This is a genomic window from Enterobacter sp. JBIWA008 (genome assembly GCF_019968765.1).
Taxonomy (GTDB): Bacteria; Pseudomonadota; Gammaproteobacteria; order Enterobacterales; family Enterobacteriaceae; genus Enterobacter.
In genome coordinates this window covers 3,429,527-3,448,296 of the sequence record NZ_CP074149.1, presented here as the reverse complement: position 1 = coordinate 3,448,296, position 18,770 = coordinate 3,429,527, and the positions used below count along the sequence as shown (strand labels likewise).

At 54.7% G+C, this 18,770-nt stretch carries 19 protein-coding genes and 4 tRNA genes; 10 read left to right on the top strand and 13 right to left on the bottom strand.

The features are described from left to right. The first annotated feature begins 105 nt into the window (after nucleotides 1-105). Nucleotides 106-1,017, top strand: coding sequence for a cysteine synthase CysM (gene cysM, locus KGP24_RS16545; protein ID WP_223561162.1), 912 nt, complete (start codon nucleotides 106-108; stop codon nucleotides 1,015-1,017). Between the two features lie 5 nt (nucleotides 1,018-1,022). Further along, a complete protein-coding gene (gene pdxK, locus KGP24_RS16540; protein WP_223561161.1) occupies nucleotides 1,023-1,859 on the top strand; it encodes a pyridoxine/pyridoxal/pyridoxamine kinase in 837 nt (278 codons plus the stop codon). Between the two features lie 44 nt (nucleotides 1,860-1,903). Here the strand turns inward: pdxK and crr are convergent, their stop codons facing one another. From crr to cysZ, 5 genes are all read right to left on the bottom strand, one after another. Next, nucleotides 1,904-2,413 carry a PTS glucose transporter subunit IIA gene (crr, locus tag KGP24_RS16535; protein ID WP_003861316.1) on the bottom strand — a complete coding sequence of 170 codons (510 nt, stop codon included), beginning with the start codon at nucleotides 2,411-2,413 and terminating at the stop codon, nucleotides 1,904-1,906. Between the two features lie 40 nt (nucleotides 2,414-2,453). Beyond that, nucleotides 2,454-4,181 carry a phosphoenolpyruvate-protein phosphotransferase PtsI gene (ptsI, locus tag KGP24_RS16530; protein ID WP_223561160.1) on the bottom strand — a complete coding sequence of 576 codons (1,728 nt, stop codon included), beginning with the start codon at nucleotides 4,179-4,181 and terminating at the stop codon, nucleotides 2,454-2,456. 44 nt (nucleotides 4,182-4,225) lie between these two features. Beyond that, a complete protein-coding gene (ptsH, locus tag KGP24_RS16525) occupies nucleotides 4,226-4,483 on the bottom strand; it encodes a phosphocarrier protein Hpr (protein WP_000487600.1) in 258 nt (85 codons plus the stop codon). 317 nt (nucleotides 4,484-4,800) lie between these two features. Next, entirely contained in the window at nucleotides 4,801-5,772 is a 972-nt protein-coding gene (gene cysK / locus KGP24_RS16520) for a cysteine synthase A (protein WP_014884739.1), read from the bottom strand. A gap of 163 nt (nucleotides 5,773-5,935) precedes the next feature. Continuing rightward, complete coding sequence (cysZ, locus tag KGP24_RS16515) at nucleotides 5,936-6,697, bottom strand: sulfate transporter CysZ (RefSeq protein ID WP_223561159.1); 762 nt, start codon at nucleotides 6,695-6,697, stop codon at nucleotides 5,936-5,938. 230 nt (nucleotides 6,698-6,927) lie between these two features. Between cysZ and zipA the strand changes: the two genes are divergently transcribed. From zipA to KGP24_RS16500, 3 genes are all read left to right on the top strand, one after another. Beyond that, complete coding sequence (zipA, locus tag KGP24_RS16510; RefSeq protein ID WP_223561158.1) at nucleotides 6,928-7,905, top strand: cell division protein ZipA; 978 nt, start codon at nucleotides 6,928-6,930, stop codon at nucleotides 7,903-7,905. A 69-nt stretch (nucleotides 7,906-7,974) separates the two neighbouring features. Next, a complete protein-coding gene (gene ligA, locus KGP24_RS16505; protein WP_223561157.1) occupies nucleotides 7,975-9,990 on the top strand; it encodes an NAD-dependent DNA ligase LigA in 2,016 nt (671 codons plus the stop codon). 1 nt (nucleotide 9,991) lies between these two features. After that, nucleotides 9,992-10,207 carry a DUF3820 family protein gene (locus tag KGP24_RS16500; protein WP_003861328.1) on the top strand — a complete coding sequence of 72 codons (216 nt, stop codon included), beginning with the start codon at nucleotides 9,992-9,994 and terminating at the stop codon, nucleotides 10,205-10,207. Here KGP24_RS16500 and KGP24_RS16495 read toward each other — a convergent pair. Continuing rightward, complete coding sequence (locus tag KGP24_RS16495; RefSeq protein ID WP_111965206.1) at nucleotides 10,204-11,199, bottom strand: bile acid:sodium symporter family protein; 996 nt, start codon at nucleotides 11,197-11,199, stop codon at nucleotides 10,204-10,206. The two genes, KGP24_RS16500 and KGP24_RS16495, sit on opposite strands and share 4 nt — an antisense overlap. Nucleotides 11,200-11,288: 89 nt before the next feature. Here KGP24_RS16495 and KGP24_RS16490 point away from each other — a divergent pair, with 89 nt between their 5' ends. Beyond that, complete coding sequence (locus KGP24_RS16490) at nucleotides 11,289-12,230, top strand: LysR family transcriptional regulator (RefSeq protein ID WP_223561156.1); 942 nt, start codon at nucleotides 11,289-11,291, stop codon at nucleotides 12,228-12,230. On the opposite strand, the gene KGP24_RS16485 is transcribed toward KGP24_RS16490, so the two are convergent. Beyond that, nucleotides 12,221-12,559: a FlxA-like family protein gene (locus KGP24_RS16485; RefSeq protein ID WP_223561155.1), complete on the bottom strand. Its 339-nt coding sequence runs from the start codon at nucleotides 12,557-12,559 to the stop codon at nucleotides 12,221-12,223. The two genes, KGP24_RS16490 and KGP24_RS16485, sit on opposite strands and share 10 nt — an antisense overlap. 207 nt (nucleotides 12,560-12,766) lie before the next feature. Here KGP24_RS16485 and xapA point away from each other — a divergent pair, with 207 nt between their 5' ends. From xapA to KGP24_RS16470, 3 genes are all read left to right on the top strand, one after another. Beyond that, nucleotides 12,767-13,591: a xanthosine phosphorylase gene (xapA, locus tag KGP24_RS16480; RefSeq protein WP_223561154.1), complete on the top strand. Its 825-nt coding sequence runs from the start codon at nucleotides 12,767-12,769 to the stop codon at nucleotides 13,589-13,591. 51 nt (nucleotides 13,592-13,642) lie between these two features. Next, nucleotides 13,643-14,899 (top strand): nucleoside permease, encoded by a 1,257-nt coding sequence (locus KGP24_RS16475; protein ID WP_223561153.1) that lies wholly within the window; start codon nucleotides 13,643-13,645, stop codon nucleotides 14,897-14,899. Nucleotides 14,900-14,966: 67 nt separating this feature from the next. Beyond that, nucleotides 14,967-15,857, top strand: coding sequence for a LysR family transcriptional regulator (locus tag KGP24_RS16470; RefSeq protein WP_223561152.1), 891 nt, complete (start codon nucleotides 14,967-14,969; stop codon nucleotides 15,855-15,857). A gap of 47 nt (nucleotides 15,858-15,904) precedes the next feature. Here the strand turns inward: KGP24_RS16470 and KGP24_RS16465 are convergent. The 4 genes from KGP24_RS16465 to KGP24_RS16450 form a co-directional block, all read right to left on the bottom strand. Next, nucleotides 15,905-15,980: transfer RNA gene (locus KGP24_RS16465), tRNA-Lys, on the bottom strand. Nucleotides 15,981-15,984: 4 nt separating this feature from the next. Beyond that, nucleotides 15,985-16,060 (bottom strand) — tRNA-Val (locus KGP24_RS16460). A 29-nt stretch (nucleotides 16,061-16,089) separates the two neighbouring features. Continuing rightward, nucleotides 16,090-16,165 (bottom strand) — tRNA-Val (locus KGP24_RS16455). Between the two features lie 41 nt (nucleotides 16,166-16,206). Further along, a tRNA-Val gene (locus KGP24_RS16450) sits at nucleotides 16,207-16,282 on the bottom strand. 257 nt (nucleotides 16,283-16,539) lie between these two features. Between KGP24_RS16450 and gltX the strand changes: the two genes are divergently transcribed. Next, nucleotides 16,540-17,955: a glutamate--tRNA ligase gene (gene gltX / locus KGP24_RS16445; protein WP_223561151.1), complete on the top strand. Its 1,416-nt coding sequence runs from the start codon at nucleotides 16,540-16,542 to the stop codon at nucleotides 17,953-17,955. A 44-nt stretch (nucleotides 17,956-17,999) separates the two neighbouring features. Here the strand turns inward: gltX and KGP24_RS16440 are convergent, their stop codons facing one another. Next, nucleotides 18,000-18,392, bottom strand: a complete 393-nt coding sequence (locus KGP24_RS16440) for a YfeC-like transcriptional regulator (RefSeq protein ID WP_223561150.1) — start codon at nucleotides 18,390-18,392, stop codon at nucleotides 18,000-18,002. Nucleotide 18,393: 1 nt separating this feature from the next. Next, complete coding sequence (locus KGP24_RS16435; protein ID WP_223561149.1) at nucleotides 18,394-18,756, bottom strand: YfeC-like transcriptional regulator; 363 nt, start codon at nucleotides 18,754-18,756, stop codon at nucleotides 18,394-18,396. Between the last annotated feature and the right edge of the window lie 14 nt (nucleotides 18,757-18,770).

Genomic DNA, 18,770 nt, shown 5'->3' with positions numbered 1-18,770 from the left:
TGTTTATCGCCCGGTGGCGCTGCGCTGACCGGGCCTACAGTTATCACTGCGTCTTGTAGGCCGGGATCGCTGCGCGCGCCCCGGCTTTTTTATTGAGTAAAAATCGTGAATACACTCGAACACACCATCGGCAACACTCCTCTGGTCAAGCTTCAGCGCATGGAGCCTGATAACGGCAGCGAAATCTGGGTCAAACTCGAAGGCAATAACCCGGCGGGTTCGGTGAAGGACCGTGCGGCGCTGTCGATGATTGTCCAGGCCGAAAAACGCGGTGAAATAAAGCCGGGCGACGTGCTGATTGAGGCCACCAGCGGCAACACCGGTATCGCGCTGGCGATGATTGCAGCGCTGAAAGGCTACCGCATGAAGCTGCTGATGCCGGATAACATGAGCCAGGAGCGCCGCGCCGCGATGCGTGCCTACGGGGCCGAACTGATTCTGGTGACCAAAGAGCAGGGGATGGAAGGCGCGCGCGACCTGGCGTTAGAAATGGCCGGGCGCGGTGAAGGCAAGCTGCTGGATCAGTTTAACAATCCGGACAACCCCTACGCGCACTACACCACCACCGGCCCGGAAATCTGGCAGCAAACCGACGGGCGTATCACCCATTTTGTCTCCAGCATGGGCACCACCGGCACCATTACCGGCGTGTCGCGTTTTTTGCGCGAGCAGGATAAAGCCGTCACCATTGTGGGCCTGCAGCCGGAAGAGGGGAGCAGCATTCCGGGCATTCGCCGCTGGCCGGTGGAGTATATGCCCGGCATCTTTAATGCGCAGCTTGTGGACCAGGTACTGGATCTTCACCAGCGCGAGGCGGAAAATACCATGCGTGAGCTTGCCGTGCGCGAAGGTATCTTCTGCGGCGTCAGCTCGGGCGGCGCGGTTGCGGGTGCGATTCGGGTGGCGCAGGCAAACCCGGGCGCTGTGGTGGTAGCGATTATTTGCGATCGCGGCGATCGCTATCTGTCTACCGGCGTCTTTGGTGAAGAGAGTTATTCGCAGGGGGCGGGGATTTAAGCGTCATGGAGATGATTCTATTCCGGGATAATACCCGGGCGCAGCAAACCGACATTGTCGCGGTGCAGTCGCAGGTGGTGTACGGCAGCGTAGGGAACAGCATTGCGGTACCGAATATTCGTACCCACAGGCTGAACGTTACCGCCGTGCCGACGGTACTGTTCAGCAACACGCCGCATTACGACACGTTTTATGGTGGGGTGATCCCCGACGAGTGGTTCAGCGGCTATCTTAAGGCACTGGAAGAGCGCGAGATCCTGCGCGAGCTTAAAGCGGTCACCACCGGCTATATGGGCAGCGCCAGTCAGATCGTCCTGCTGGCTCAATGGCTGAAGGCGGTCAAAGCGCAGCATCCTGACCTGCTGGTGCTGGTCGACCCGGTAATCGGCGATATTGACAGCGGGATGTACGTGAAGCCCGATATTCCACAAGCGTATCGGGAGCATCTGCTGCCGCTGGCGCAGGGGATCACGCCAAACGTCTATGAGCTGGAAGTGTTGAGCGGCAAACCGTGCCGCACGCCGGAAAGCGCCATCGCGGCGGCGCAGGGACTGCTCTCCGACAGCCTGAAATGGGTGGCGATCACCAGCGCGCCGGTCGCTGACGGCCCGGAAAACATCCACGTGGTGCTGGTGACGAATGAGGGCGTGTCCGTCAGCGCGCATCCGCGCGTTGAAACCGATCTGAAAGGGACGGGTGACCTGTTTTGTTCAGAACTGGTGAGCGGAATTGTTGAGGGGAAAACCGTTTCCGATGCCATTCGCATGGCGGGCGATCGTGTGACTGACGTAATGCTCTACACCCAGTCGAAAGGCTACGACGAGCTTATCCTCCCCGCATAAACAAAAATGGCGCCCGAAGGCGCCATTTTTCTGTGCGGCAAGAATTACTTCTTGATGCGGATAACCGGGGTTTCACCCACGGTGACGCTGCCAGACAGTTTGATCAGTTCTTTGATTTCGTCCATGTTGGAGATAACAACCGGCGTCAGAGTAGACTTGGCTTTTTCTTCCAGCAGTGGCAGATCGAATTCAATCACCGGGTCGCCAACTTTAACACGCTGGCCTTCTTCCGCGATACGTTTGAAGCCTTCACCTTTCAGTTCAACGGTGTCGATACCGAAGTGAACGAACAGTTCGATACCGCTATCAGATTCGATAGAGAACGCATGGTTGGTTTCAAAAATTTTACCGATGGTGCCGTCAACTGGAGCAACCATTTTGTTGCCAGTTGGTTTGATAGCAATGCCATCACCAACGATTTTCTCAGCAAACACTACATCCGGCACGTCTTCGATGTTGACGATCTCGCCGGAGAGCGGAGCAACAATCTCAATAGTTCCGGAGTCTTTCTTATCATCAGAAACCAGAGATTTCAGTTTATCGAACAAACCCATGATCTTCTCCTAAGCAGTAATTTGGGCCGCATCTCGTGGATTAGCAGATTGTTTTTTCTTCAATGAACTTGTTAACCAGCGTCATTAACTCGTCCGTTGTCGGTTGAGCAAGAGCCTGCTCTGCTAACACCTTCGCATCTTCGAAGTTCGTGTTACGGATAATCTTCTTAATGCGCGGGATGGAAATGGCGCTCATAGAGAATTCGTCCAGACCCATACCCAGCAACAGAAGTGTAGCACGTTCGTCGCCTGCAAGCTCACCACACATGCCAGTCCATTTACCTTCTGCATGAGAAGCATCAATAACTTGCTTGATCAAGTTCAGTACGGACGGTGACATTGGCTGGTAGAGATGTGAAATCATATCATTACCACGGTCAACTGCCAGGGTGTACTGCGTTAAATCATTGGTACCGATACTAAAGAAATCAACTTCTTTGGCTAAATGACGCGCAATGGTCGCGGCCGCCGGCGTTTCCACCATTACGCCGATCTCGATTGACTCGTCAAACGCTTTACCTTCGAGCCTAAGTTCCTGTTTGTAGATTTCGATCTCTTTCTTCAGTGCACGCACTTCTTCAACAGAGATGATCATCGGGAACATAATGCGCAGTTTACCGAAAGCAGACGCACGCAGGATCGCGCGAACCTGATCGCGCAGGATCTCTTTACGATCCATCGCGATACGGATTGCACGCCAGCCCAGGAACGGGTTCTCTTCTTTCGGGAAGTTCATGTACGGCAGCTCTTTGTCACCACCGATGTCCATGGTACGGACGATAACCGCCTGTGATCCACACGCTTCAGCCACGGCTTTATAAGCAGCAAACTGCTCTTCTTCCGTTGGCAGCGCGTCGCGGTCCATGAACAGGAATTCTGTACGATAGAGACCTACGCCTTCTGCACCGTTGCGCTCAGCGCCATCAACGTCGCGGACGGTACCGATGTTTGCGCACACTTCTACCTGATGGCCGTCCAGGGTAATGGCTGGCAGGTCTTTCAGCTTAGCGAGTTCCGCTTTTTCAGTCGCAACCTGCTCCTGAACCGCGCGCAGTTTATCGATCTCTTCATTGGTTGGGTTGACGTAAACCAGATTGTTTACGGCATCCAGAATCAGATAGTCGCCGTTTTTCACCTGAGAGGTGATGCTACCGGTACCCACGATGGCAGGCAGTTCCAGAGAACGCGCCATGATAGAGGTGTGGGAGGTACGGCCACCCGCGTCGGTGATGAAACCGAGGACCTTTTTCAGGTTCAGCTGTGCGGTTTCAGACGGGGTGAGGTCAGCGGCAACCAGGATGACTTCATCCTGAATCGCGCTCAGGTCGATGATGGCCAGACCCAGGATGTTGCGCAGCAGGCGCTTACCGATGTCACGTACGTCAGCCGCACGCTCTTTCAGGTATTCATCATCCAGTTCTTCCAGGGCAGTTGCCTGACCTTCGATAACTTCATGCGCAGCCGCGTCGGCCGTCATGCCTTTATCTTTAATCAGGGCTATGATTTCCTGCTCCAGCTCCTCATCTTCGAGCAGCATGATGTGCCCTTCGAAGATGGCTTCTTTTTCTTCACCGAAAGTTTCGCCAGCTTTAGTTTTGATTGCTTCCAGTTGCGCAGATGCCTTGGCACGACCGCTCAGAAAACGTTCAACTTCCTGATCAACCTTGTCGGCAGAAATTTTTTTCCGGTCGATGACGATCTCGTCTTCTTTCAGCAGCAGTGCTTTGCCGAAAGCGATACCCGGGGATGCTAAAATGCCTGAAATCATAACCCTACCTTACTTGTGACTGATATTTAAAAGAACCCGGAAACTTACTCGAGCTCAGCCATCAGTTTTACCAGATGCTCAACTGCTTTCTGCTCGTCTTCACCTTCTGCAGAGATGGTGACAACGGTGCCCTGAGTCAGGCCCAGAGTCTGCAGTTTGAACAGGCTTTTTGCGCTCGCGCTTTTGCCGTTGGAAGTCACAGTGATTTCAGAAGTGAAGCCTTTTGCTTCTTTAACAAACTGAGCAGCAGGGCGGGTGTGCAGACCGTTCGGAGCGGTAATGGTAACTTCTTGCTGGAACATTGTATTTCCCCAACTTATAGGTTTAGTGTTGTGGAACTAAAGTCTAGCCTGGCGACTGAACTTTAGCCTGTATTGTTAGCGCTGACGTTTCGATCGTCATTAAACATTATGCAGTGAAAGCAAGACTTGAACCAAATCATAAAATCGATTCAGCAAGGCTATTTCATTCACCGATTAATTTCACGCATCAAAATAATTGCTGGTTTAAATACCAGACCCAACGGGGTGAAGCAATGCCAGGAGGGGCAAAAGTTTGAAGCAGGCCACAAAAAAGCACCTGAAAAGGTGCTTTTTTACGCGTTATTAACATGCTGGCACTACTGTTGCAGCTCTTTTTCGGTAAACAGATCGGCAAACAGTGCGGTGCTCAAGTAACGCTCGCCCGAGGAAGGGAGGATAACCACAATGTTCTTATTGGTAAAGGCTTCATCTTCCTGAAGCTTGAGTGCTGCCGCAACGGCCGCACCGGAAGAGATACCCGCCAGAATGCCTTCTTCATCCATCAGGCGACGCGCGGTAGATATGGCTTCTTCGTTAGTGATGGTCACCACTTTATCGATCAGCTTCAGATCCAGGTTGCCCGGAATGAAGCCTGCACCAATCCCCTGGATTTTATGCGGGCCTGGTTTGAGCTCTTCACCCGCCAGTGCCTGGGTGATAACCGGTGAGTCAGTCGGCTCAACGGCAACGGTGATCAGGTCTTTTTTACCCTTTGTGCCTTTAATATAGCGTGACACGCCGGTCAGCGTACCGCCGGTACCCACGCCGGAGATGAAGACGTCAACCTGGCCGTCGGTATCTTCCCAGATTTCCGGACCGGTGGTCTTCTCGTGAATTTCCGGGTTAGCAGGGTTGCTGAACTGCTGCAGCAGCAGATATTTCGCCGGATCGCTGGCCACAATCTCTTCGGCTTTCTGAATGGCACCCTTCATGCCCTTCGCGCCTTCGGTCAGCACCAGGTTTGCGCCCAGCGCTTTGAGCAGCTTACGACGCTCGATGCTCATGGTTTCTGGCATAGTCAGCGTCAGCTTGTAGCCACGCGCGGCGGCAACATAGGCCAGAGCGATACCGGTGTTACCGCTGGTCGGTTCCACCAGCTCAACGCCAGGCTTCAGTACGCCACGTTTTTCAGCATCCCAAATCATGTTTGCACCGATGCGGCATTTTACGCTGAAGCTCGGGTTACGTGATTCGACCTTCGCCAGAATGCGTCCATTACCGATACGGTTCAGTCGAACCAGGGGCGTATGACCGATAGTCAGCGAGTTGTCTTCATAAATCTTACTCATGGCCTGTCCTTAACTGTATGAAATTGGGATACCGACCCAGCATACCTGTTGAGCAGGTAGGGGGAAGTAAGGAATTCGCATATCTATATACTGCAAGGAAATAATGGGGATCAGTATGGAATAAGGGGCAGCATAAGCCACCCCTGCTTTACACATTTTTGCATTATTTCCATAACGCGTGCTTAGCACGGTAGCAGTCGACCCACATTGCCGTCGCGCCGCAGACGGCGACGGGCATGATGAACAGATTCAGGAAGGGAATCATGGTGAACAGGCTGGTCAGCGCGCCAAACTGCATATTGGCGACCTTCTGGCTGCGCAGGGCCGTACGCATCTCTTTAAACGGCACCTTGTGGTTATCGAACGGGTAATCGCAGTACTGGATGGCCAGCATCCAGGCGCTGAACAGGAACCACAGCACAGGTGCCACCGTCTGGCCAATGCCTGGCACAAAATAGAGGATAAGCAGCACAATCGCGCGGGGCAGGTACCAGGCAAACTTCTGCCACTCCCGCTTCATGATGCGTGGCAGGTCTTTCATGATCCCCAGCACTCCCGTGTCGGGCGGTGTTGCGCCGGTAAGTCGCGCTTCCAGCTGTTCCGCCAGCAGGCCGTTAAACGGTGCGGCTATCCAGTTGGCAATCGTCGAAAAGAAATACCCAAACACCAGCAGTACGGAGATCACCGCCAACGGCCAGAGCAGGTAGTTAAGCCACTGCAGCCAGTCCGGCACGTAGCTCATCAGCGACGGTATCCAGCTCTCCAGCTTTGTGAACAGCCACCAGAACGCGCCACCCATCAGAATAATGTTGATCAACAGCGGCAGAATCACGAAGCGTCGAATCCCCGGCAGGGAGACCAGTTTCCAGCCCTGTGAAAAATACCAGACGCCGCTACGCGAGGGAGAAGAAGATGTTGAAACCATAGCCAGGCTGTACTCCTTTTTACACAACCAGTGGAATTGCCCGCCTATATTATCCACTTACGTAGCAATGACCAGTTCGGAAATGTTCGAAAAACCAGCAAAAAGCACGATTTCCTTCATCTTTATGCTGTGAATGCTCTGCACACACTTGCACTTGACGTAAACGGCAAATACTCTTAGTGAGTAAATGTTTGCCGTGGTGGCAAGGTGTTAGAACAACAGAGAATATAATGATGCAGGATTTGCGTCTGATATTAATCATTGTTGGCGCGATCGCCATAATCGCTTTACTGGTACATGGTTTTTGGACCAGCCGTAAAGAGCGTTCCTCGATGTTCCGCGATCGCCCACTGAAGCGCATGAAGTCCAGTCGTGACGACGATGACGGTGAAGTTGACATCGACGGCAGCGACGACGACGGCGTGGGTGAAGTTCGTGTTCATCGGGTCAATACTGCGCCCGGCGCAGGCCATGGGGAGCATGAAGCGCCTCGTCCTTCGCAGCACCAGTATCAACCGCCGTATGCTTCTGCACAGCCGCGCCAGCCAGCGCCGCAGCCTGTGGAAGAGCCGGTGCGCCAGCCGCCGCAACAGCCTGTCTATCAGCAGCCTGCCCAGCCGGTTCAACAGCAACCGGTGCAGCAGCCCGTGCAACAACAGCCTGCTCAGCCGGTACAACAGCCGCAGCAGCCTGTTCACGTGCAGCCTGCGCCTCAGCCCGCTCCGGCACCGCACGTTGAGCCTGAGCCCGTTGTAGAGCCAGAGCCGGTTGTTGAAAAACCGCAGCGCAAAGAAGCGGTGATCATCATGAACGTGGCCGCGCATCACGGTAGCCATCTCAACGGTGACGTACTGCTTAACAGTATTCAACAGGCAGGCTTCAAGTTTGGCGATATGAACATCTTCCATCGCCACCTGAGCCCTGACGGTAGCGGTCCGGCGTTGTTCAGCCTGGCCAACATGGTTAATCCTGGCACCTTTGATCCGGAAATGACCGGTGATTTCGTGACCCCAGGCGTGACTATCTTTATGCAGGTGCCGTCCTATGGCGACGAACTGCAAAACTTTAAGCTGATGCTGCAGTCCGCTCAGCACATCGCTGACGAAGTCGGTGGCGTGGTGCTCGACGATCAGCGTCGAATGATGACCCCGCAGAAGCTGCGTGAGTATCAGGACCGCATCCGCGAAGTTAAGGAAGCGAACGCGTAATCCTCGCGTTTACTTCGACTCCTCCTCAACCCCCGCCTGTCGGGGGTTTTTTCTCATTGATGGTGTGATATGGACTCAATCGAACAACAACTCACTGAACTGCGAACCACGCTTCGCCATCATGAATACCTCTATCATGTTATGGACGCGCCGGAAGTACCGGATGCGGAATATGACCGCCTGATGCGCGAGCTGCGCGAAATAGAGGCGCAGCATCCGGAGCTCATCACGCCGGATTCCCCTACCCAGCGCGTCGGCGCTGAGCCTTTGGGGGCTTTCAGCCAGGTGCGCCATGAGGTGCCGATGCTGTCGCTGGATAACGTCTTCGATGAAGAGAGCTTTCTTGCGTTTAACAAGCGCGTGCAGGATCGCCTGAAAAGCAGCGACTCCCTCACCTGGTGCTGCGAGCTCAAGCTGGATGGCCTGGCGGTCAGTCTTCTCTACGAAAATGGCGTGCTGGTGCGTGCCGCGACGCGTGGCGACGGTACGACGGGAGAAGACATCACCACCAACGTGCGTACCATCCGCGCGATCCCGCTGAAGTTGCAGGGTGACAACATTCCCGCGCGTCTGGAAGTGCGCGGCGAGGTGTTCCTGCCTCAGGCGGGCTTCGAGAAAATCAACGAAGAGGCGCGTCGCACCGGCGGGAAGGTATTTGCTAACCCGCGTAATGCGGCGGCAGGCTCTCTGCGCCAGCTTGATCCGCGTATCACCGCGAAGCGACCGCTGACTTTCTTCTGCTACGGTGTCGGTATTCTTGAGGGCGGCGAGCTGCCGGACACGCACCTCGGGCGTCTGCTGCAGTTTAAAGCGTGGGGCCTGCCGGTGAGCAACCGCGTTCAGCTCTGCGACTCGCCGGAAGCGGTGCTGGCGTTCTACCACAAGGTGGAAGAGGACCGTCCAACGCTCGGGTTTGATATTGATGGCGTCGTCATCAAGGTGAATTCACTGGCGCTGCAGGAGCAACTGGGCTTTGTGGCGCGCGCGCCGCGCTGGGCAGTGGCGTTTAAGTTCCCTGCTCAGGAGCAGATGACCTTCGTTCGCGACGTCGAGTTCCAGGTCGGGCGAACGGGGGCTATCACCCCGGTCGCCCGTCTGGAGCCAGTGCAGGTTGCGGGCGTCCTGGTGAGTAACGCCACGCTGCATAACGCCGATGAAATCGAACGCCTGGGCCTGCGCATTGGTGACAAAGTGGTGATTCGCCGCGCGGGCGACGTTATTCCGCAGGTGGTTAACGTCGTAGAGTCAGAACGTCCTGCCGATACGTGCGAGATCGTCTTCCCGACCCACTGCCCGGTGTGCGGCTCTGACGTTGAGCGTGTGGAAGGTGAAGCGGTGGCCCGCTGTACGGGGGGCTTAATCTGTGGCGCGCAGCGCAAAGAGTCGCTGAAGCACTTCGTCTCCCGTCGGGCGATGGACGTCGACGGCATGGGCGACAAGATTATCGATCAGCTGGTTGAGAAAGAGTATGTCCACACGCCAGCGGATCTCTTCAGGCTGACGGCAGGTAAACTGACCGGCCTGGATCGCATGGGGCCAAAGTCGGCCCAGAATGTGGTTAACGCGCTGGAAGCCGCCAAAGAGACCACCTTCGCCCGCTTCCTCTACGCCCTGGGCATTCGTGAAGTGGGTGAGGCGACGGCCGCGGGCCTGGCGGCGTATTTTGGTACGCTGGAGGCGCTGGAAAAGGCAAGCATCGACGAACTGCAGAAAGTCCCGGATGTCGGCATTGTCGTCGCCACGCACGTCTTTAACTTCTTCGCCGAAGAGAGCAACCGTGAAGTCATTGGCAAGCTGCTGGAAGAGGGCATCAGGTGGTCCGCGCCGGTGGTGGTTAACGCCGAAGAGATCGACAGCCCGTTCGCCGGTAAAACGGTAGTCCTGACCGGTAGCCTGAGCCAGCTTTCACGCGACGATGCTAAAGCGCGTCTGGTGGCGCTGGGGGCAAAAGTGGCGGGCAGCGTGTCGAAGAAAACCGACCTGGTTATCGCCGGGGAAGCGGCGGGTTCGAAGCTGGCAAAAGCCCAGGAGCTCGGCATTGCGGTTATCGACGAAGCGGAAATGATGCGCCTGTTAGGAGAGTAACGTGGAGAAAGAGCAGCTCGTTGAGATCGCCAATACGGAGATGCCGTTCGGTAAATACAAGGGCCGCAGGCTGATTGATTTGCCGGAGGAGTATCTGCTGTGGTTTGCCCGCAAGGATGAATTCCCGGCCGGGCGGCTGGGCGAGCTGATGGCTATCACGTTACTGATCAAAACCGAGGGGCTGACCCAGCTGGTGCAGCCCCTGAAACGTCCTTAAGCCTTCGCGGCGCGGGTTTCTTCCTGCGCCAGCTTTTCGGTCTGGCGCTTGTAGCGACGCGCCAGCACTGCGCAGACCATCAGCTGGATCTGATGGAAAATCATCAGCGGCAGCACCATCATCCCAATCACCGAGGTCGGGAACAGAATGTTGGCCATCGGGATGCCGTTCGCCAGGCTCTTCTTCGAACCGCAGAAGACAATCGTAATTTCATCCGCTTTGTTGAAGCCGCATTTGCGTGCCACAAAGACGTTTACCGCTATTACAATCGCCAGCAGGACAATGCTGACTACCACGATAAACAGCAGCGAGCCTGCGCCCACCTTGTGCCAGATGCCATTTACCACTGCTTCACTGAAGGCGGAGTAAACCACCAGCAGAATCGAGGTCTGGTCGGTTTTTGAAATCCATTTTTTATGCTTCGCCACAAACGCGCCGGTCCACGGTCGGGAAAGATGCCCCAGCACAAACGGCAGCAGCAGCTGCAGACAGATTTTGCCCACCTGCTCAAGGTTACCTTCCGCGCCGTGCATGTTCATCAGCAGGCCCACCAGCAGCGGGGAAACGAAAATTCCCAGCAGGCTGGATGCCGATGCCGAGCAGACCGCGGCTGCGACGTTTCCTCCCGCAAGTGAGGTAAAGGCAATGGCGGACTGTACGGTAGCCGGAAGAATACAGAGATACAGGAAACCGGTGTAGAGGGCCGGGTCGACGTTAACCGGTGCCCACCAGGCAAACAGCACCCCGAGGATCGGGAAAAGAATGAACGTGCTGCACATCACCCAGAGGTGCAGTCGCCAGTGGCTTCCGCCCGCGATAATGGCTTCACGGGAGAGCTTTGCGCCGTGCATAAAGAACAGCAGTGCGATAGCGGCCGTCGTCAGCCCTTCAAAAAACGGTACGAAACCGCCGCGAGCGGGGAAGAAAGAGGCCAGTAAAACGGTAACTACCAGGGTGAGCGTAAACGGATCAACAATACGAAATAGTTTCATAATGACTCCTGAAAACAGATGTCGCTATTGTGCTTTTTTCCGTTTGAGAAATAAAATTGATTTATTGCATCCATTCATGAATTAAAAAGATGAATTATTCATTACGTCAGCTTCGTGTTTTTGTCACTGTCGCGCAGGCTCGCAGCTTTAGCCGGGCAGGAGAGATGATTGGCCTGAGCCAGTCGGCGGTCAGCCACAGCGTGAAAGAGCTGGAAAATCAGACTGGCGTCCGGTTACTTGACCGCACCACGCGTGAAGTAGTGCTGACCGAAGCGGGACAACAGCTGGCTATGCGCCTTGAACGGTTGCTGGATGAGCTCAACAGCACGCTCAGAGACGTGGGTAGGCTGGGTCAGCAGCTTTCGGGTACCGTGCGGGTCGCGGCCAGCCAGACGATATCCGCACACCTTATCCCTCAGTGTATTGCCGAGGGAAGCCATCTCTACCCGGACATTGATTTTGTGCTGCATGACAGGCCGCAACAGTGGGTGCTGGAGAGCATCCGCCAGGGGGATGTCGATTTTGGTATTGTTATCGATCCCGGCCAGGCGAGCGATCTGGCGTGCGAAAGCGTACTTTCTGAGCCGTTTTTGCTGCTCTGTCGTGACGACGATCCGCTAGCCACGTTGCCGGAGGTCAGCTGGCAGTCCCTGCAGGGCGCGAACCTTGTTTTACAGGATTATGCCTCGGGCAGCCGTCCGCTGATTGATTCCGCGCTGGTGAATCAGGGCGTAAAGGCAACAATCGTGCAGGAGATTGGTCACCCGGCGACGCTGTTTCCCATGGTGGAAGCCGGCATTGGCATCAGCGTGTTGCCCGCCCTGGCGCTTCCCCTGCCGCAGGGAAATCGACTGGTCGTTAAGCGATTGATGCCCGTTGTCGAGCGAAAGCTGATGCTGGTGCGGCGAAAAAATCGTTCACTCTCGGGTGCGGCACAGGCTATCTGGGAAGTGGTGCGTATCCAGGCGCAAAGATTAACCGAAGCCCGTATACGCGACCCACTGTTTAGCGCAACAGACTATCAGATGTAGATATCGATCTGATTTTCATCTGACGGGTTGTTCACCCCTTCTACTTTGCCCTGCTTCTGGTCTTGTTTCTTCTGGGCTTCTTCAGCTTGCTGGCGCAATAACTGCGCAAGCTGTGTCTGCAGTACTTTAAGCTGCGTCTGAATGAGCTCCTGTTGTTTTTTCTTCTCCTCTGGACTACCGGCACTCTCTGGCAGCTCTTTTAGCTGCTGAGTCAGCTTAGCGATCTGCTCCGTAATGCGGCTGATTTGCGCAGCAATATCGTTGCCGCCGGAGTGACTGCCGCTATTGCTGGTTTGGACTGAGGGGGTTGTTACCTGAATCGTCGACATAGATTTTCCTCTTACCATAAAACAGTGGTATCGGCACCAACGGTAGGAGCTTGAGGAAAACTGCTATGTCCGGCAGGGGGTTACATTGATATGAAATCAGTATTGCTGGCGTGGTGAAAGTGTATTGGTGATAACCCGCAGGCACCGGATATAAGACTAAGGTCATGCGATCTGTGATATCGCAATCTTTGTTCTCAAGGAGCCTTTATGTCCGTCTCGAATAACCCAGTATACTGTGCCGATATTATCCGTGCGTTCAAACCCAATTTCACTCCCCGCGTTGCGTTCATTCTCGGTTCTGGCCTTGGTGCACTTGCCGACCAAATTGAGGATGCTATCTCTCTCAGCTATGAAAAGCTGCCGGGTTTTCCGGTAAGCACCGTGCACGGGCATGCTGGTGAGCTGGTGTTGGGTCATCTTGCTGGTGTTCCCGTGGCCTGTATGAAAGGGCGCGGCCACTTCTATGAAGGGCGCGGGATGACCATTATGACCGATGCGATCCGCACCTTTAAGCTGCTGGGGTGCGAGCTGCTGTTTAGCACCAATGCGGCGGGCTCACTGCGTCCGGATGTTCAGCCAGGAAGCCTGGTTGCCCTGAGCGACCATATCAACACCATGCCGGGCACGCCGATGGTGGGGCTGAACGATGAGCGCTTTGGCGATCGTTTCTTCTCTCTGGCCAATGCTTACGACGCGGATTACCGTGCCGTTCTGCAAACCGTGGCAACGAAAGAAGGCTTCCCGCTGCATGAAGGGGTTTTTGTCTCTTATCCCGGCCCGAACTTCGAGACGGCGGCCGAGATCCGCATGATGCAGATTATAGGCGGCGATGTGGTGGGGATGTCCGTGGTGCCGGAAGTGATTACCGCGCGTCACTGCGGCCTGAAGGTCGTGGCCGTTTCTGCAATCACCAATCTCGCGGAAGGTCTGGGCGATGTCAAACTCTCGCATGAACAAACCCTCGCTGCCGCTGAGCTTTCCCGCCAGAACTTTATCAATCTTATCTGCGGTTTTCTTCGCCATATTGCCTGAGTAGAACAATAAAGTGGCCCGTGAGGGCCACGCTGCTATAAGGAATGGGTTATGAACATCACGACTCGCTTAAAGCTGATGTCCTTTATGCAATATTTTATCTGGGGGTGCTGGCTGGTTACCCTCGGCGCTTACATGATTAACACCCTACACTTTACCGGCTCCGACGTGGGCATGGTGTTCAGCTCCAAAGGACTTGCCGCGATCGTTATGCCTTCGCTGGTGGGGATTATTGCCGACAAGTGGCTGCGGGCCGACCGCGCCTACGTGATTTGCCACCTCGTCTGCGCCGTCGCGCTCTGCTATGCCGCGCAGGTCAATGAGCCCGGGCTGATGTTCTGGGTTATGCTGGTGAATGCGATGGCCTTTATGCCCACGATTGCGCTGTCGAACACCATTTCCTACTCCTGCCTTGAACAGGCAGGGCTGGATACGGTGAGCCATTTTCCGCGAGTGCGGGTGTATGGCACCGTGGGCTTTATTGCCGCGATGTGGGCCATAAGCCTGATGGGGGCGGAGCTGAGCAACGTGCAGCTCTATATTGCGGCTGCCGCCTCCCTGCTGCTGTCGCTCTATTCTCTGACGTTGCCGGCAATTCCGGTTGCGAAGACAAAAACGTCTCCGTCTCTGGCAAGCAAGCTGGGCCTCAATGCGTTTATTCTGTTTAAACAGCCCCGGATGGCGGTATTCTTTTTATTCGCGATGCTGCTGGGCGCGGTGCTGCAGATAACCAACACATTTGGCAGCCCCTTCCTGCATGATTTTGCGCGTAATCCGGCGTATGCAGATAGCTTTATCGTCAAATATCCGTCCATTCTGCTCTCCGTTTCGCAAATGTCTGAGGTGTTCTTCATTCTGACCATTCCGTACTTTCTCGGACGATTTGGCATTAAAGCCGTCATGCTGATGAGCATGGTGGCCTGGATGCTACGATTTGGGCTATTTGCCTTTGGCGATCCGTCCGCGACGGGATTTGTGCTGCTCATGTTCTCAATGATTGTCTACGGCTGCGCGTTCGACTTCTTCAACATTTCGGGCTCGGTATTTGTTGAACAGAAAGTCAGCACCGATATCCGTGCCAGCGCACAAGGGTTGTTTATGACGACCGTTAATGGTATCGGCGCGTATTTCGGTTCGGTATTGAGCGGTATGGCAGTCGATTATTTCTCGGTCGACGGAATGAAAGACTGGCAGACGATCTGGCTGGTGTTTGCGGCCTATGCCCTGGTGCTCGCGGTAGTCTTTTACTTCAGCTTTAACTACCACCACACCAGTAAAAACAGCGAGATGCGCACAGTTGCGCACTAAATTTCCCCCTCGGACGCTGAAAGGCTTTAAGGTAAGCGCATAAGTGTTATCGCCAGGATATGTTTTGATGGAACGCGTCTATCGGACCGATCTCAAGCTGCTGCGCTATTTTCTGGCCGTGGCGGAGGAACTGCATTTTGGACGGGCTGCGACCCGTCTCAATATGTCTCAGCCGCCGTTAAGCCTGCATATTAAAGAGCTGGAAAGTCAGCTGGGCACGTTACTGTTTATTCGTCACTCGCGGAGCGTCGCGTTGACGCATGCCGGTAAAGTGCTGATGGAAGAATCCCGCCGGCTGCTTGCCAGTGCAAACCAGGCTCTGGCTCGCGTCGAGCAAATTGGCCGGGGTGAGGCAGGGCGCATTGAGCTGGGGATTGTGGGCACCGCCATGTGGAGTGAAGTGCGCACGGTCATGCGCATTTTTTTGAAAGAGCATCCGAATGTTGATGTCGTTTTTCGCGAAAAATCACCGGTAATGCAGATGGCGCTGCTTGAGCGCCGGGAACTGGATGTCGGGATCTGGCGAATGGCCACGGAACCTACAGCGGGGTTTACCAGCCTGCGGTTGCGTGAAGCGGCTTTTCTGGTGGCGATGCCGGAAGATCATCGGCTGGTCAGGGAATCTTCCATTTCGCTCGCAGAATTGCAGGACGAGTATTTTGTCACGATGCCGTCGGCCCATTCTGACTGGGCATTTTTACATCGCGTCTGCCAGCAGGCCGGTTTATCGCCGATGATTGTGCGCGAAGCCGTTGAACCGCAAACGGTGTTGGCGATGATCAGCATGGGGATGGGGATTACGCTCGCCGCAGACAGCTACGCGCAAATGCAGTGGCCGGGCGTGGTTTTCCGTCCGCTGAAAGAGCGTATACCGGCAGATTTGTATGTGGTGTATGACGAGAAGCAGGCGACTCCAGCGGTGAAGACGTTGATTGCAACGTTGACGGCAAGGAAGTAGACAAACTGCAGATAGTAAAAAAGCGCCTTTAGGGCGCTTTTTTACATTGGTGGGTCGTGCAGGATTCGAACCTGCGACCAATTGATTAAAAGTCAACTGCTCTACCAACTGAGCTAACGACCCGAAATGGTGGGCGATGACGGGCTCGAACCGCCGACCCCCTCCGTGTAAAGGAGATGCTCTACCAACTGAGCTAATCGCCCATTTCGGAACTGCTACGATAAGGTGAGAATGGTGGGCGATGACGGGCTCGAACCGCCGACCCCCTCCGTGTAAAGGAGATGCTCTACCAACTGAGCTAATCGCCCAATCTCAATTCTTATCTGCACTGCGGGTCTACCAAAGTAGATGGTGGGTGATGACGGGCTCGAACCGCCGACCCCCTCCGTGTAAAGGAGATGCTCTACCAACTGAGCTAATCACCCCCGCTGTGTGGAGTCGCATTATAGGGAGAGTTGAAAATGAGTCAACGCATTTTCTAAAGTTTTTATTCGTTCGTCGTAAAATTAAACAAAACGATCGCGAAACGGGCAATGACGCATGATTTCTAAACAAAAATCGCAAACTCGGCCACGATAAAGGGATCAACATTGAGGAATCCCCCCACAGTGATAGAATATTGCCCATCGTTTTTTCCCAGGATTTGCCGATTGCCGGCATCTTTATAACGTAAGGCCATTTCATGAAAATCAAAACTCGCTTCGCGCCGAGCCCGACAGGCTATCTGCACGTCGGTGGTGCACGTACCGCTCTCTATTCCTGGCTTTTCGCACGCCACAACAAAGGTGAGTTCGTGCTGCGTATTGAAGACACCGATCTTGAGCGCTCCACGCCAGAAGCAATTGAAGCCATTATGGATGGGATGAACTGGCTGAATCTGGAATGGGATGAAGGTCCTTACTTCCAGACCAAACGCTTTGACCGCTATAACGCTGTCATTGATGAAATGCTGGTCGCGGGCACGGCATATAAATGCTACTGCTCTAAAGAGCGTCTGGATGCGCTGCGTGAAGCGCAGATGGCGAACGGTGAAAAGCCGCGTTATGACGGCCGCTGCCGCCACGACCATAGCGAGCATGCTGCTGATGAGCCTTGCGTGGTGCGTTTTGCTAACCCGCAAGAGGGCTCGGTGATCTTTGACGACCAGATCCGTGGCCCAATTGAATTCAGCAACCAGGAGCTGGACGATCTTATCATCCGTCGCACCGACGGTTCTCCAACCTACAACTTCTGCGTTGTGGTTGACGACTGGGATATGGAAATTACTCACGTTGTCCGTGGTGAAGACCATATCAACAATACACCACGTCAGATTAACATCCTGAAGGCGCTGAACGCCCCTGTGCCAGTTTATGCGCACGTCTCCATGATCAACGGTGATGACGGGAAAAAACTGTCTAAACGTCACGGTGCGGTGAGCGTCATGCAATATCGCGACGACGGTTATCTGCCAGAAGCGCTGCTGAACTATCTGGTACGTCTGGGCTGGGCCCACGGTGACCAGGAGATCTTCAGTCGCGAAGAGATGATCGAGCTGTTCTCTCTGAGCTCTGTGAGCAAATCAGCGAGCGCTTTTAATACCGACAAGCTCCTGTGGCTGAACCATCACTACATCAATACCATGCAGCCAGAATATGTGGCGACGTACCTGCAGTGGCACATTGAGCAGGCAAATATTGATACCCGCACTGGCCCTGAGCTTGCTGACCTGGTGAAACTCCTCGGTGAACGCTGCAAAACGCTGAAAGAGATTGCCGAAAGCTGCCGCTACTTCTATGAAGAGTTTGCTGAGTTCGACGCGGACGCCGCGAAGAAACACCTTCGTTCGGTTGCGCGTCAGCCGCTGGAAGTGGTGCGTGACAAGCTGGCTGCGCTCACCGAATGGACCGCTGAGAATGTGCATCACGCCATTCAGGCGACGGCGGACGAGCTGGAAGTCGGTATGGGTAAAGTCGGTATGCCACTGCGCGTTGCGGTGACCGGAGCGGGTCAGTCTCCGGCGCTGGACGTAACGGTTCATGCCATCGGCAAATCACGCTGCGTGGCGCGCATTAACAAGGCGCTGGACTTCATCACGGAACGTGAAAATCAGCAGTAATGACGCCTCAGATAAAACAAACGGCAGGATAACCTGCCGTTTTTTTATTCTTTTTCTTCAGCGATACCCAGACGCGTAAGAAAACCGAGTATGCCTTCGCGTTTCAATAACGCGTCCAGACGCTTCTGCTCTGGCTCAGTCATACTCTCCAGCGTCTCAATAATACCCGGAGACAGGTTCGAAGAGGGTTCACTGTAGGAAGCGGTGGCCTCCGCGAGATGGTAAACCGCCTGACGGTTACGGATCGCCGGAAGGCTCATAATATGTTCCTTCACGCGCGCATCAACATGAATGAGCCGTGCCCGACCGCCCTTCACGCCGTTGAGTCCTTCGGTTTTCCATCCCTGCTGGCGTATCCAGCGATTAACCGTTTGTCTGGCAACGCCCAAACTCTCCGCCAGCTCTTCCGTGGTCATTTTGCTACGTAATTTTTTCATATCAGTTCTGATCGCGAATCCCTAAACGTTGCAACAATCCGGTAATCCCTTCCCGCATTAACAGCGATGTCATCTGCTTCTGCTCTTCCGGCGTCATTTCATTGGCCAGCGTGAGGAGCAGGGTGTGAAGCGAACCGTCATGGCTCGTACCGTCTGGCAGTTCGGACGTTTCACTTGCCCGACGTGCGCTGCGGATAAAGTCACGGACTTTTTCGTTCACATGCACCAGGCGCGCTTTCCCGCCCTGGACGCCTGGTTTTGGTGACGTAATCCAACCCTCTTTGCGTACCCATTTATTGATGGTCTGGCGGCTATAGCCAGTGAGTAGGGCTAACTCTTCTGGCGTCATTCGTTCCTTGATCATGCAATTTCCTGAAT

What these genes read in the sequence shown, in the direction of transcription:
- pdxK (WP_223561161.1), top strand. Translation starts at nt 1,023, where the DNA reads ATGGAGATGATTCTATTCCGGGATAATACCCGGGCGCAGCAAACCGAC.
- crr (WP_003861316.1), bottom strand. Translation starts at nt 2,413, where the DNA reads ATGGGTTTGTTCGATAAACTGAAATCTCTGGTTTCTGATGATAAGAAA.
- ptsI (WP_223561160.1), bottom strand. Translation starts at nt 4,181, where the DNA reads ATGATTTCAGGCATTTTAGCATCCCCGGGTATCGCTTTCGGCAAAGCA.
- ptsH (WP_000487600.1), bottom strand. Translation starts at nt 4,483, where the DNA reads ATGTTCCAGCAAGAAGTTACCATTACCGCTCCGAACGGTCTGCACACC.
- cysK (WP_014884739.1), bottom strand. Translation starts at nt 5,772, where the DNA reads ATGAGTAAGATTTATGAAGACAACTCGCTGACTATCGGTCATACGCCC.
- cysZ (WP_223561159.1), bottom strand. Translation starts at nt 6,697, where the DNA reads ATGGTTTCAACATCTTCTTCTCCCTCGCGTAGCGGCGTCTGGTATTTT.
- zipA (WP_223561158.1), top strand. Translation starts at nt 6,928, where the DNA reads ATGATGCAGGATTTGCGTCTGATATTAATCATTGTTGGCGCGATCGCC.
- ligA (WP_223561157.1), top strand. Translation starts at nt 7,975, where the DNA reads ATGGACTCAATCGAACAACAACTCACTGAACTGCGAACCACGCTTCGC.
- KGP24_RS16495 (WP_111965206.1), bottom strand. Translation starts at nt 11,199, where the DNA reads ATGAAACTATTTCGTATTGTTGATCCGTTTACGCTCACCCTGGTAGTT.
- KGP24_RS16490 (WP_223561156.1), top strand. Translation starts at nt 11,289, where the DNA reads ATGAATTATTCATTACGTCAGCTTCGTGTTTTTGTCACTGTCGCGCAG.
- KGP24_RS16485 (WP_223561155.1), bottom strand. Translation starts at nt 12,559, where the DNA reads ATGTCGACGATTCAGGTAACAACCCCCTCAGTCCAAACCAGCAATAGC.
- xapA (WP_223561154.1), top strand. Translation starts at nt 12,767, where the DNA reads ATGTCCGTCTCGAATAACCCAGTATACTGTGCCGATATTATCCGTGCG.
- KGP24_RS16475 (WP_223561153.1), top strand. Translation starts at nt 13,643, where the DNA reads ATGAACATCACGACTCGCTTAAAGCTGATGTCCTTTATGCAATATTTT.
- KGP24_RS16470 (WP_223561152.1), top strand. Translation starts at nt 14,967, where the DNA reads ATGGAACGCGTCTATCGGACCGATCTCAAGCTGCTGCGCTATTTTCTG.
- gltX (WP_223561151.1), top strand. Translation starts at nt 16,540, where the DNA reads ATGAAAATCAAAACTCGCTTCGCGCCGAGCCCGACAGGCTATCTGCAC.
- KGP24_RS16440 (WP_223561150.1), bottom strand. Translation starts at nt 18,392, where the DNA reads ATGAAAAAATTACGTAGCAAAATGACCACGGAAGAGCTGGCGGAGAGT.
- KGP24_RS16435 (WP_223561149.1), bottom strand. Translation starts at nt 18,756, where the DNA reads ATGATCAAGGAACGAATGACGCCAGAAGAGTTAGCCCTACTCACTGGC.